Source organism: Acinetobacter sp. GWC1_38_13 (assembly GCF_001767535.1).
In the GTDB taxonomy this organism is placed as follows: domain Bacteria; phylum Pseudomonadota; class Gammaproteobacteria; order Pseudomonadales; family Moraxellaceae; genus Acinetobacter; species Acinetobacter junii.
Window position 1 is genome coordinate 1 of the sequence record NZ_MELG01000078.1, and the last position, 13,876, is coordinate 13,876.

The 13,876-nt window shown below is 39.8% G+C and carries 7 protein-coding genes and 2 pseudogenes; 6 read left to right on the forward strand and 3 right to left on the reverse strand.

Annotated features, from left to right (window positions below):
* From A2003_RS07640 to recD, 3 genes and pseudogenes are all read left to right on the forward strand, one after another.
* A pseudogene (locus tag A2003_RS07640) lies at nt 1-522 on the forward strand (exodeoxyribonuclease V subunit gamma); the annotation flags it as partial.
* A gap of 3 nt (nt 523-525) precedes the next feature.
* Nucleotides 526-4,245, forward strand: a complete 3,720-nt coding sequence (locus A2003_RS07645; protein ID WP_286687116.1) for a UvrD-helicase domain-containing protein — start codon at nt 526-528, stop codon at nt 4,243-4,245.
* A 99-nt stretch (nt 4,246-4,344) separates the two neighbouring features.
* Nucleotides 4,345-6,090: an exodeoxyribonuclease V subunit alpha gene (gene recD / locus A2003_RS07650; RefSeq protein WP_286687117.1), complete on the forward strand. Its 1,746-nt coding sequence runs from the start codon at nt 4,345-4,347 to the stop codon at nt 6,088-6,090.
* Nucleotides 6,091-6,754: 664 nt separating this feature from the next.
* Here recD and A2003_RS07655 read toward each other — a convergent pair.
* On the reverse strand, nt 6,755-8,053 hold the full coding sequence (locus A2003_RS07655; RefSeq protein ID WP_004957543.1) for an EstA family serine hydrolase: 1,299 nt from the start codon (nt 8,051-8,053) through the stop codon (nt 6,755-6,757).
* 236 nt (nt 8,054-8,289) lie between these two features.
* Here A2003_RS07655 and rpsO point away from each other — a divergent pair, with 236 nt between their 5' ends.
* The 3 genes and pseudogenes from rpsO to A2003_RS07670 all read left to right on the forward strand — a co-directional run bounded on the left by rpsO (nt 8,290) and on the right by A2003_RS07670 (nt 12,205).
* Nucleotides 8,290-8,559, forward strand: coding sequence for a 30S ribosomal protein S15 (gene rpsO, locus A2003_RS07660; RefSeq protein WP_004656162.1), 270 nt, complete (start codon nt 8,290-8,292; stop codon nt 8,557-8,559).
* Between the two features lie 255 nt (nt 8,560-8,814).
* On the forward strand, nt 8,815-10,902 hold the full coding sequence (gene pnp / locus A2003_RS07665; protein WP_171053834.1) for a polyribonucleotide nucleotidyltransferase: 2,088 nt from the start codon (nt 8,815-8,817) through the stop codon (nt 10,900-10,902).
* A gap of 83 nt (nt 10,903-10,985) precedes the next feature.
* Nucleotides 10,986-12,205 (forward strand): annotated as a pseudogene (locus tag A2003_RS07670) (magnesium transporter CorA family protein).
* A gap of 23 nt (nt 12,206-12,228) precedes the next feature.
* On the opposite strand, the gene A2003_RS07675 reads toward A2003_RS07670, so the two are convergent.
* Both A2003_RS07675 and A2003_RS07680 read right to left on the reverse strand, forming a co-directional pair.
* Nucleotides 12,229-12,555: a chaperone modulator CbpM gene (locus A2003_RS07675; RefSeq protein ID WP_004763725.1), complete on the reverse strand. Its 327-nt coding sequence runs from the start codon at nt 12,553-12,555 to the stop codon at nt 12,229-12,231.
* Between the two features lie 11 nt (nt 12,556-12,566).
* Nucleotides 12,567-13,532 carry a DnaJ C-terminal domain-containing protein gene (locus A2003_RS07680; RefSeq protein WP_005403596.1) on the reverse strand — a complete coding sequence of 322 codons (966 nt, stop codon included), beginning with the start codon at nt 13,530-13,532 and terminating at the stop codon, nt 12,567-12,569.
* Between the last annotated feature and the right edge of the window lie 344 nt (nt 13,533-13,876).

Genomic DNA, 13,876 nt, shown 5'->3' on the forward strand with positions numbered 1-13,876 from the left:
ATTAGCTTAGATGCTTCGAGTGCACGTGCTAAACGCTTTGCCAAAGTTTGGCTTGAGTATTTGCTGTGGCTTGTCATTTTGGATCAAGAGACGGCTTCTGAAAAACGTCGTGTGGTGGTATTTAGTGATCAAACCGTGATTTGTGAAGGGGTGAGTTCACATCAGGCGAAGCACTATCTACAGCATTGGTTAAAGCTTTGGCAACAGGCCCAACAGCAACCTGTAGTGCTGCCTGCGGCATTGTTATTAAAACCTTTGGAAAAAGGGAAAGCATATGACTGGGTTGAACAGGATGCACTACATACGCTGAGTGAAGAGAGCCAAAATGATTTGCTGAAAATCTGGAAAAATACCTACAACACAGGCTTTGTTGATTTTAGTCAAGATGAGGCGAATCAACAGCACCGAGATTGGCAGTTTATTTTGCAGGAACAGGATGCAACGGCATTGTTGCAATTCGCCTGTGATCATTATTCTTATGCTTTATATCAACCAATTTTTGAATTTTTACGAGTGGAGTAAGACATGCATACACAATTTCCAGTGTCTTACCAACCGATTCGTGATATTCAATTCGAAGGTTTACATTTAATTGAAGCTTCGGCAGGAACAGGTAAGACTTATACTCTGTCGAGTCTCATGGTGCGGATATTTTTAGAAAAATATTTGCCACATCAGGTGATAGCTACAACATTTACTCGCGCAGCAGCAGCAGAGTTAAAAACGCGGATACGCGCGCGTTTAGTTGAGGTTCAACAGTTTTTAGAACCATTTCGAAATGTATTGGAAGCGGATATTTATCAGTTTGCCTTGCAAGAAAATGATCCATTAAAACAACATGTTCTACAAACTTTCGCACCGCGTATTGCTTATGCTTGTGAACGGTTAAAGCTAGTAATAGATCAGTTAGATGAGTTGTTTGTTGGCACATTAGATAGTTTTAGCCAGAAATTATTACGAGAATTTGCTTTTGAAAGTGGCAAGATCGAACGCGCGCAAATTACGGAAGACGCAAAAGCCTATACCCGTCAATTGATCCACGATGTACTGCGTGAATGGATTCAAGCCCAGCCCCAACCGTTGATTGATACACTTTACATGGTAGGTGGATTAAAGAATGTCGATTACTTTATTGGTATGGTCGAAAGTTCACTAAATTTTAGATCAGCACAATTTAAGTTGCCGAATTTTCCTGAGATAGAATGGGCCCAACTGCAACAATGGCAGCAACAAGCGCAGCAAATTGAACTTAATTGCTTGGCTGAATATTTTAATTTGGATGGTGCACATTATTCACATATCAATGGAACTTCTTTTCGTAATCATGCATTTAATAAACTGTTCAGTGAGTCTCTGCCTCAACTATTAAAAACACTTATTGAGACGGAGAATTTACAAGTTTTTGATACTTATTTTTCCAGTCAACGTGATGCCGCATTTAAATTTTTAGATAAGCTCAATGAGCAGAAAATATTTAAGAAATGTCCAGTTGATATTTCAGAAGGTTTTTATCAACATCCAACCCTTTTACAACTACAACGATTACTTCAATCTCTGCAGCAGACTCAACAACAATTTGAACAATTACAAGTTTATTTAAAAGCTTATTTGTGTGTAGAAGTCAAAAAACGTTTGCCACAAATATTACAACAAAAGGGGGAAACCACTTTTGCTCAGCAAATTAAAACCTTGTCAGATGCTTTAAAGGGTGAGCAGGGGCAACGTTTTTCAGTCTTTGTACAAGCCCGATATCCACTTATTTTGGTAGATGAATTTCAGGATACAAACCAAGATCAGGATGATATGTTGGCGAGTATTTGGCGGCATCCACAGCGTTATCAAAAGGGCTGCATGATTATGGTTGGGGACCGTAAACAGGCGATTTATGGGTTCCGTGGCGGGGACATGCTGACCTTTCTGAATGCCTATCAAGATATTATGGCAAAACAGGGACGTGAATATAAATTGATTCATAACCATCGATCAGTCAAAGAACTGGTCGAAGTAGTGGATGCTTTATTTCAACGACAAATAGATTTTGGCGAGCAAGTGATCTATGACCCGATTCAAGCAGGAGAGCGACCACATCCTGCCTTAATCGATGATCATCAAATTAATCCTGCCCCTTTACGCTGGTTACAGCTTGCGGACTCAAAAGAACAAGCGACTCAGGTCGCATGGAAAATTCAAAGTTTGCTCAATCAAGCACACTTAAATCAACTGTATCTTCAAGGTGAAACTCGGAAAGCAATTGACGAAGATGATATTGCTGTACTTTCACGTAGTCACAGACAGCTAGACGAAGTACAACAGGCATTGCAGCATTTGGGAATTCGTGTCAATCGTCCGTCAAAACGCAGCGTATTTGACTCGCCTATCGCACAGGATGTGGCAGCCTTACTGACGGCTCTACTTCATCCCTTTGATGAGGCTAAGTTGAAACGAGCCTTACTTAGCCGTTTATTTGGATTTGATCTTAACCGTTTGTTAGCACTCGAGCAGAGCCCAATTGGGTTAAGTGACTACATGCAATCCTTTGATGATCTTCGTGAAATGTGGATTAACCAAGGTTTCTTGGTGGCGTGGCAACAATGTCTAAATCAATTCGAGATTTGGCAGCAATTGGTGATCACTCAAAGTAAAGATAATGAACGTGCCGTGGTAAATTTACGTCATTTGACCGATATTTTGAGTCAGCATAGCGAACATGTACAAGGACCTCAGAATCTCTATCATTGGTATCTTAAACAGCTGAATTCGCCAAGTGATCGAGAGTGGGAACTGGAACATAAACTATCCAGTGAAGCTGGTGTTCAACTCATGACGATTCATCAATCTAAAGGATTGGAGTTCAAAATCGTATTTTTATTGGGTGCAAATAAATCACCCTCAAATCAATCAGAAGCTTTAAACTTTTCCACTACAGAGATTCAACTCCCTGAAACAGGACAAATCCGAACACAACGTGTCGTTGCGATCGCCGATAAGAATTTTCTTCAAGATACAGAAATCAATCAGCATCAACAACGCGCTCAAGCCGAACAAAACCGTTTATGGTATGTCGCACTAACGCGTGCTAGTCATCGTGTTTATGCTGTGTTTGAACCTGAAAAAGGGGATAAAGCCAAAGCATCTGCTTTAGCTTTTTGGAAAAACCAAGCTGAGGTTTTTCAGCATATCTATAGCGCGGATGAGGCTTGTCTTCAGGAACGTCCTGCAACTCTTCGTACCGCAAAGATCTCTCAAGATTTAACACTTGCCGCACAGCCTTTACCGACACAACGTTTTTATGCACGCGGCAAAACCAGCTTTAGTTATTTGGCACAACATTTAAAACATAAAGCCAATCGTATGGATCGCTTGGCAAATATGGATCAGAATCTACAACAGGCTGAAGATGAATTAGAGCTCACACAAATCATCATTGATGAGAGACCGGTTTCGCAGCCAATCGCATGGATTAAACAAAATTTTCCAAAGGGTGCTTTGGCAGGTAATTTCTTACATGAGATTTTTGAGCTGATTGATTTTCAACAACCTGATACTTGGGTCGAAGAAATTCGTCGCCGTTTTAAGAATACTTATCAAAGTTTATGGTCTGATCTTTTTAGCTTGTATCAACAGCAGTTTCCAGAACAGCTACAAGCTGAGCAGCTGTTATATCAGTGGATTGCGGAATGGCTACAAGATGTTTTGGCTACACCTCTGAATGGTGAGTTTCAGTTAAAGCAGTTAATAGCAGGACAGTATCTATCGGAATGTCCATTTTATCTGTCTTTATCTGATCGTGTATTAGCAATGCAACGCATACAGCAGTTGTTTGAAGAATATGACATTTATATGCCTGAACTATTGGAAGCGAAATCAGCACGTTATCTAAATGGTTCTATTGACTTGGTCTATTTTGATGGTCAGCGCTACCATATTGCCGATTATAAAAGTAATTATTTAGGTGCAGATCAATCAGATTATGATGCTGAACAGATTGCTGACAGTATGTCATTGTCCAGTTATTGGCTTCAGGCAGGGTTATATTTAGTCGCTTTGCATCGCTATCTTCGCGTTAAACTGCAAAATTATAATATTGCAGAACATCTAGGTGGCGCATCATATCTGTATTTGCGTGGTATGAATGGACAGGCTCAGCAAGGCTATTTTTACTGGAAGCCAAATGATGAGTTTATTTTACGATTAGATGCAATACTGGGATATTTTTCTGAGGATAAAAATCAGAAAATAATGTAGATAAAGTGTGTAATTTTAAATTAAACAAAAGTTTATCTTGTGAATAAGTCTGTCTATAACCTTGTGGACAAGCGTGTGGGTAAGTTTGAGGATAACTCTGTGGACAAAAGAATTAGTCAGCAACCAGAACAAAACCAGTGGTTGAATGTGTGGAGTCACTATCTTTCTCAAGCACCGTTCTCTCAATCTGCTCAACCATCGAATGCTGCGATAATATTAGAGCAATTGATGGAAGCCAGTTTACAAGGCGACAGTTGTATTGATTTTGAAGCAATACAGCTTGAAGCATTAGGTGATCTAGCGGTTTTCAGTGAAATCGCAATGACTCAGGTTGCCCCATGCGTCTATGATCAGCAGGGCTTGGCATTATACCGATATTGGCAATTAGAACAACGCCTCGCTCATCAGATTTGTCGATTAAAGCGACAAATGGTACCAGAGGTTGATATTTCTGTTTATCAACATTTATTGAGTGATGAATTTCAGCAGAAAGCTTTAAGTATGGTGATGCAACAATGGCTCAGCATCATTACAGGAGGACCAGGTACAGGTAAAACCTATACTTTGGCACGCATTATTGCGGCATTAAATCAAACAATCCCTGATATTCGGATTGCCATGGCTGCACCTACTGGTAAGGCAGCGCAACGTATGCAAGAAGCATTGCAAAACTCATTTAAGGATCCCAAGCTGCTTGAGTCTGGGCTAGTAACGGATAACCTACGACACCAAAGTACCCAAACACTGCATCGATTGTTAGGAATGGGGAATCGACAAGTTCCACGCTTCAATCTCAAACAACCATTACCTTATGATGTCATCGTAGTGGACGAGGCGTCGATGTTAGATTTGAGTCTTGCGACCGCGTTATTTGAAGCGGTTCCTGAGTCATGTCGAATTATTTTATTGGGAGATGCCAATCAATTAGCATCCGTCGATGTGGGTGCTGTTTTAGCAGATTTACAGCAGGTGAAAGGCTTGGCAGATAATCGAGTAGAGCTAAAAAAAAGTCGCCGTTTTTCTGATGAAGCCAAAATTGGTCAGTTAGCTCGTTTTATTCAAGCACAATCGGCTTCTGCTGACTCTCATTTAGTCTTATCTAAACTTGAAAGTGAAATTGTAAAGCCTGCTTCACTTCAGCAGATTAAACTCAGTAAAGAAATGCCTGATTTTATTCAGTTGGAATATTTACCTGAGCAACAGGATATAGATGCTGAGCAGTATCAACAAAAACTAATGTATGGCTTTCAAGATTATGTCGACGTATTAAAAAACTATATAGAAGCCGACCAACCAGAATCATATATTCAACAGGTTATTCAGGTCTTTGATGATTATCGAATTTTAGCGGCAGTGAAACATGGTGCTTTGGGGATTGAACAACTCAATCGCTATGCTGAACGTTGGGTGAATCAGCAGCTTAAACAAATTGCAGTTGCAGAATGGTATGTTGGACGCCCTGTGATGATGACCTATAACGACTATCAGTTAGGAATTTCAAATGGTGATATTGGGATTTGTTTTAAACATCGAAGCCAAGCACAACAATTTGAAGTGTACTTTCCGAGTTTAAATAAGTGGATTGCAGCACATCGACTACCGCGTAATATGCAAACAGCATTTGCATTGACCATTCACAAATCTCAAGGTTCTGAATTCTCTCATACTGCAATTGTCTTAGATGCACATGCAGAAAAATTGTTGAGTCAGGAATTGATCTATACAGCAATTACAAGAGCGAAAAAAGTCGTGAGTATTTTAGCGACACAGAAATCATTACGAGCAGCCCTTACGATTCGAACAGTTCGTCGCAGTGGTTTAGTTCAAAAGATTAATTTAGACTGATTGTGAAATTATTCTTTAAAATGAGGGTTTTTGTAAGCAAAAGCTTACACAGATTCGAGATATTGTCGCTAGAGCTAAATACGTGTTTTTGAGATTATATAACCACAAACAGCCTAGCAAGGAATGCTAGGTAAATCGCACAAAGATAATAATAAAGTCGGTATGACAGCGAACTTACAGTGAAGTAAGTGATAAAAGAGGAAACTTACAGCCGCTAAGCCTTGTAGTTTTGGGAGAGACTACAGGGCTTTTTTATTTTCTTGATCTGATTTCATCAAATTGCAATTTAGTTTGTTTAACTTGTGACACGTTAATATTCACTCTGAGTCATTTTAAAATTTAGATTATTATTTAATCTAAAAAATGATTGTAGGACAACAAATTTGTATTATTAAGTTAAATGTTATACAGACCTGTACGTTTTTGCTTACACAGAGATAAGAGAAATTCTATTTTTCTCCACAATTGATTCTGAGAGAATAGTAAGCATAAAGAGGAACAAGCTCTAATAACTGCATAGTACACCAAGAAAATGATGTGCTCATACGTTCAGAGGGTTGAATGTAGCAAAACAAGAAAAGAAAATTACAAGAATAGTGATAACTATAATTACGCGCAGAAGCCCAAGTCTAACTTGGGCTTTTTTATGCGTGAACGCTTCAGATTAAACGTTATCATTTTCAGTACGATCAGTTGCAAACAATGAGCGTCGCTGATTCTTTGGAATTTTTGGACAGTTGGTTGAGATTTGATAGAGGGTCTTTGCTAATGCAGGTAAATGAGTTCCGACGACTGATTTGCCCGTTGTGAGTAGAGAAACACTGATGTCGCGCTCTGGGTCTGCCCAACATAAAATATTCGAGAACCCGATATGCCCAAATGCTTGTCCAGTCATTGGACCAAATAAGCCAATTGGATTGCTTCCAAGCATAGGTCCTAACGCATAGCGCATAGGGGCTAATAAGGTACGATCTAAGCTAACTCCAGAAGTTGGCAGGGTTGAACGGAATACCGTTTGTGGCGACATAATTTGTTTGCCTTGATATTCACCACCACTCAACAACATTTCAAAGAAACGTCCTGCTTGTTCAGCACTGGTGTAAATATTTCCTGCTGGACAGATGGTATCCATAAAACGGGTGTCATTGGTCACATCAACTGCGAGTTGTAGTCCACCACCTAATACGTGGTGTAGATAGTGATCCGTCCCTAAACTTGGATGGATTCCTGTGGCATAGTTTAATGCCGCATCGGCACGATATTCTGGTTTGAGACCGTAGTTAAAATAGTTAAGCCCCATTGGTTTTTCGATTTGTTCAGCCAAAAAGTCACGAACATTTTGTCCTGTTACACGTTTAACGATTTCACCCAAGATATAACCTGCGGTAACTGCATGATAGGCGAGGTGAGTACCTGATGGTGAAACAGGTTTAGCAGCACAAAGTAACTTTAAAACTTCATCTTGGTTGAACAGAAGTTCTGGAGTAACTTCTTGATCAATACGAGGGATTCCACCACGGTGAGAAAGTAAATGAAAAATGGTGGCACGACGCTTTCCGTTGACACCATATTCAGGGATATAGTAGCTGATTGGATCTAGTAAATTTAGATCACCACGCTCATCTAACATATGGATGAGCATCGCTGTAACCATTTTCGATGCTGAAAATAAACAAATTGGCGTATCTGGTGTTCCGATTTGCGCATCAGCAGCTAAACCTTCTGGAGCATTTCCCCGTGCATAGCCAATACTTCGGTTGAGTAGAATCTGTCCATTACGGCGTAAGCACAGGGTTACAAGCGGGTAATTACCTGTTTTATAAAGTTGTTCAACACTATTCCAAATTTTTTGGATTTGACGTTCCGTCATCCCACCCAATTCAGCTGCGACCTCATCTTTGGAGCGAATAACTTGATTCAGGTCTTTTGGAACATAACAGGTATTGGTAGATAAAATTTTCACGATTCCCTCGAATTTTTTCGTTTTCTTTCACTTCTGTTATAAATTGAAAACAGATTCATCCTAGTGTGCCGTTTTTGTTCAACGCTGTCAGCTGCCGAATTGCCAGTAAACATAAAACATTTTTGCAATATAACGATAGATCACTTAAAATAGCACCTTGCTGTAGTGATGCACGGCAGTCGGTTGCTCGCAACTGATCATTATCATTTAACTTTTAAGCATCTCGGAGAAATCGAATGGCTTTAACTAATACTGATCGCGCAGAGATCATCGCTAAATTTGCTCGTGCTGAAAATGACACTGGTTCACCAGAAGTACAAGTTGCTTTGTTGACTGCTCAAATCAATGATTTGCAAGGTCACTTTAAAGAGCACAAACATGACCACCACAGCCGTCGTGGTTTGATTCGTATGGTTAACCAACGTCGTAAATTACTTGATTACTTAAACGGTAAAGATCACGGTCGTTATGTTGCTTTGATCGGCGCATTAGGTTTACGTCGTTAATTCGATTTTACTTTGTTTTCGCTATTTCGCATGTTGTTATGCTTTATCGTTGAAAAGAGAGTTTCATCTAATTTATTTTAGGTGATTTTAAGAAGGGGCGCTTGTTCGCTCCTTCTTTGCGTTTAACTTTTTTAAATATTTGATCTAGTGCGATGGCTTCTAAGCTTTGTCATTTATCTACACAGCAGTTGTGGTCTGAATGCCAAACCTTAGGGGTCTCACTAGAATAAAATTAGGAAAATACAATACATGTCTATGTTTAATATAGTTCGTAAAGAATTCCAATTTGGTCAACACCAAGTTGTTTTAGAAACGGGTCGCGTTGCACGTCAAGCAAATACAGTTTTAGTCACTATGGGTGGTGTAACTGTTTTAGTTGCGGTTGTTGCGCAACCTAAAGCAAAAGCAGGTCAAGATTTTTTCCCGTTGACTGTTAACTATCAAGAAAAACAATATGCAGCGGGTCGTATTCCAGGTGGTTACGGTAAACGTGAAGGTCGTGCATCTGAAGCTGAAACTTTGATTTCACGTCTAATCGACCGTCCAATTCGTCCGTTATTCCCAGAAGGTTATTTCAACGAAATTCAAGTAACAGCGACTGTTGTTTCTTCTGATAAGACGATGGATGCTGATATTGCCGCTATGCTAGGTACATCAGCTGCATTATCAATCGCTGGTACACCTTTCCGTGGTCCAATCGGTGGTGCTCGTGTTGGTTTGATTAATGGCGAATACGTTTTAAACCCGAACTTTGAACAACTTGCACAATCTGATCTTGATTTAGTTGTTGCGGGTACAGAATCAGCAGTATTAATGGTTGAGTCTGAAGCGAAAGAACTTTCAGAAGACCAAATGTTGGGTGCTGTACTTTTTGGTCATGACGAAATGCAAATTGCAATTCAAGCCATTAAAGAATTTGCTGCTGCCGCTGGCGCAGTTGAATCAACTTGGGTTGCTCCAGTTAAAAATGAAGAGCTTCGTGCAAAATTGAAAGAAGCTTTCGAAGCAAAAATTTCTGAAGCTTATACGATTGCAGTTAAACAAGATCGTTATACAGCATTAGATGCATTGTATGCTGAAGCAGTTGCACAGTTCGTTCCTGAAAATGACGAAACTGGTATCGCTGATGAAGTAAATGAATTATTTGAAGACCTTAAATATCGTACAGTACGTGACAACATCTTGTCAGGTAAACCACGTATTGATGGTCGTGATACTAAAACTGTTCGTGCGATCGATGTTCAAGTCGGTGTATTAGATCGTGCTCACGGTTCTGCGTTATTTACACGTGGTGAAACTCAGGCCTTGGTAACAACAACTTTGGGTAATACTCGTGATGCGTTGATGGTTGATACCCTTGCTGGTACTAAAACTGACAACTTCATGTTGCACTACAACTTCCCTGCATACTCTGTAGGTGAGACTGGTCGTGAATCGGGACCTAAACGTCGCGAAATCGGTCATGGTCGTTTAGCACGTCGTGGTGTTCAAGCTGTTCTTCCTGCTGCTGATCGTTTCCCGTACGTGATTCGTATCGTATCTGATATTACTGAATCAAACGGTTCATCTTCTATGGCTTCTGTATGTGGTGCTTCATTATCACTTATGGATGCAGGTGTTCCACTTAAAGCGCCAGTTGCTGGTATTGCAATGGGCTTAGTGAAAGAAGGTGAGCGTTTCGCAGTTCTTTCTGACATTTTGGGTGATGAAGATCATCTTGGTGATATGGACTTTAAAGTAGCAGGTTCAGCAAACGGTATTACTGCGCTTCAAATGGACATTAAGATTGAAGGGATCACTGAAGAAATTATGGAAGTTGCGTTAAACCAAGCATTTGCTGGTCGTATGCACATCCTTAATGAAATGAACAAAGTGATTTCACGTGCTCGTCCTGAAATTTCAATGCATGCTCCTACTTTTGAAGTGATCAGCATTAACCCAGACAAGATTCGTGATGTCATTGGTAAAGGTGGCGCAACGATTCGTGCCATTACAGAAGAGACTAAAGCTGCGATTGACATCGAAGACAATGGTACAGTTCGTGTATTTGGTGAAACTAAAGCTGCTGCTCGTGCTGCGATTGCAAAAATCCAAGCACTTACTGCTGAAGTTGAACCAGGTAAGATCTATGACGGTAAAGTAATCCGTATCGTTGAGTTTGGTGCGTTTGTAAACATCATGCCAGGTACTGATGGTTTACTTCACATTTCGCAAATCTCAAATGAGCGTATTGCAAACGTGACTGACGTATTGAAAGAAGGTCAAGATGTGAAAGTACAGGTTGCGGATGTTGATAACCGTGGTCGTATCAAGTTAACAATGAAAGATATTGAACAAGCGTAAGCTTCTCAATATACAAAAAGTCCGCTAAATGCGGACTTTTTTATGGCATCATCTTTTTAAAATTTAATCTGAACATTAGAGTTATGCAGCTTTATTATTTTTATCGACATAACAGTGAAAATACGATTTTTATTAGTGCAGAAGAACAAGCAGAACATCATCTAGAGTTTTTATGGGTCGATAGTTTAAGACAAGATTTAGTGAATCATAACGAGATGTGGCAAAAGAACATTTATGAGCATACTGGTGTGGTGCTCAATGAATTTCATATGCGAGATTTATTAAATATCGAACATCCGTGTGCTTTTGATAGTGTTGAAGAATATGATCTTCTGGTTTTTCGTAAGTTAATCACGCCAGATGACCAAATTTATGAAAATGAAGCATCTGAATCTCATGAAAGCGTTTTTGGTTTGGCGACAACGCCTATCAGTTTTATTTTAACGCCTCATATTTTGATTAGTCTTAGAGAGCAGGGCAATAAAGCGGTAGAGAGTTATATCCAACGTATTCAGATGATTATGGAAAAACCCATAGCTGACAAAACAAACCGCGTAAATTACCAAGTACACCTGCTGATTTATCACTTCGTTTATTAAACAGTATGATTGATGGTTATCTAAACCTAAGAACTCCATTAACACGACGTGTTGAATATTGGCAGCAACAGTTATTGCAAGGAAATCGTCGATTTAAACAATGGCATCAGTTGTTTCATGAAGATATGGCATTTCAGCAGATTGAAAATCTATGTGAAGAGCAAATTGAAACTTTACAAGAGTTTCGGGATGAGCTTGTAGATAATTATCATCATGTGGTTGGAGAACATAAGCACAAAACTCAAGATATTCTGTTAGTTCGTTTAAATGATTTGATGAGTCATGTCGAACGCGTGCAAAAGCATACTTTGAGGCTTCGCAATGCCGTTCAATCTGCAATTGATCTACATTTTTCTGCGATTGCGAACCAAACTAACGAGAATATGCGAATACTGGCAATTATCACGGCAGTTTTTGCACCATTAACTTTACTTACGGGAATCTATGGAATGAACTTTGAGTTTATTCCTGGTCTCAAATCACCCGTAGGTTTTTGGATTATGTTAGGTGTGATGTTGCTGAGTACAGTCTTGCTACTTTATTACTTTTATCAGCAACATTTGGTTGGTCGTGGTGAGCGTAGTGTGATTGATTTGCTCGCACAACAAAACAAGCAGCGAAATATTAATCTGCTTTGGTTCTTAGATTATGAGCCAATCAAACAAACACTGAAGGAAGTTGAGAAAATGACCAAATTAAAATGATGAATTTGGTCTGTGTATTTTACTCAGTGGAAATGTTTGAGTTGTCTTCTTAATTGTTGAACTTCATCAATTAAATCCAACATTACCGCCACAGCTGAGAGACTAGCATCGAAATCTCGTTGCAGGCGATAGGCACGACGGGCGCGAGCAACATCTTCACCAATAAACTGGTGGCTTTGTGGATCAACCTGAATCTGCAAAATATCGTAGTCGATCAGCTTGAGTACCCAGTCGGTGCTTTGACCACAGGCTTCGGCAAAGTGCTCAAGATCAAGTGCCAATTGTTCATCAATGATTTCAACTTGGCAGTGACCGTCATATTGAATTTCTTTGTATTGAATAGTTGTCATGATCTTACTCCTTATGATGCACGAGGTCTGAATGAAGCAAAAGCATCTGCAAACTGTTGATAAGCTCGTTGCTCTTGTTCGCTGTGTGCTGGTGGTAAAACAATATTAATAATTAGATATAAATGCCCTGCAGTTTTATTTGGTATCCCTTTATCTTTGAGACGTAATTGTTGTCCATTTTTGGCATTTTTAGGTAAATTGACTTTGAGTTGCCCTGCGGGAGTATTGACTTCAATGCTTTGTCCTAGAGCTGCTTCCCACGGAGTTACATCAATAGTTTGATAGACATCAGCCCCTTGAATACGAATGCGGTCGGTATCTTTATATTGGATTTCAATATAAAGATCACCATTTTCACCACCATTGATACCACTTTGTCCTTGGCCATTTAAGCGAATTTGCTGACCTTCTTTCATTCCTTTTGGAATCTTAACCTGCAAGGTTTTTCGCTGTATTTCAGGCTCACCATAGACGTTATAAGTTGGAATTTGCAAGGTAATCTGCTGGGTTGAACCGTGATAGGCAATATCTAAATCAACTTGAATGCTGGCATGCTGGTCTTCGCCCTTGTAACTGCGTTGCTGGCGTTGCGAACGCTGCTGCCCGCCACCAAACCCTGCGCCAAAACGGCCAAACAAGTCTTCAAAACCACTAAAGTCTGCACCCCCATCGCCTGAACTTTGGCGATAGAACTGGGAACCGTCAAAACCACCCGTGCCTTGACCAAATCCGCCTGCACCCTGACCAAAGCCAGCAAAACCCTGTGGATGATCCAGCATCTGGTCATATTCAGCCTTTTTAGTGGCATCACCCAAGGTATCGTAGGCGACATTAATCGCCTGCATTTTGGCTTCAGCATCTGCCTCTTTACTAATATCTGGATGATATTTCTTTGCCAGTTTACGATATGCTTTTTTGATTTCGTCTGCTGAAGCATCTCTTGAAACACCGAGCTCTTCATAATAATTTTTTGCCATGATCTTAAATATAATAATGAGATGTTTCTTTTATTATGAAACGAATTGCCAAGATTTCAATAGGCTGGATTGTATAAGACTTGTTTTGTTGTTTTGGAAAAAATGCCAGCACTTTGGCTTGGCTGACACCGATCATGATATCCATTGGGCTATAACTTTAACTGAGATAGAGTTTTGGATAATGCCTTATCCAGTAGACCTTAACGTAAAATAAAAAAAGACGGCAGCCCACTACTGTCCCATAGTTTGCTCTAAATAAAAAAACCTGAGTCTGAATAGTTAAAATATGAGTGCAAACAAACACTTTAACTATAAAGGACTCAGGTTTTGTCACATCAGAATAC

What these genes read in the sequence shown, in the direction of transcription:
- A2003_RS07680 (WP_005403596.1), bottom strand. Translation starts at nt 13,532, where the DNA reads ATGGCAAAAAATTATTATGAAGAGCTCGGTGTTTCAAGAGATGCTTCA.
- A2003_RS07645 (WP_286687116.1), top strand. Translation starts at nt 526, where the DNA reads ATGCATACACAATTTCCAGTGTCTTACCAACCGATTCGTGATATTCAA.
- A2003_RS07675 (WP_004763725.1), bottom strand. Translation starts at nt 12,555, where the DNA reads ATGACAACTATTCAATACAAAGAAATTCAATATGACGGTCACTGCCAA.
- pnp (WP_171053834.1), top strand. Translation starts at nt 8,815, where the DNA reads ATGTTTAATATAGTTCGTAAAGAATTCCAATTTGGTCAACACCAAGTT.
- rpsO (WP_004656162.1), top strand. Translation starts at nt 8,290, where the DNA reads ATGGCTTTAACTAATACTGATCGCGCAGAGATCATCGCTAAATTTGCT.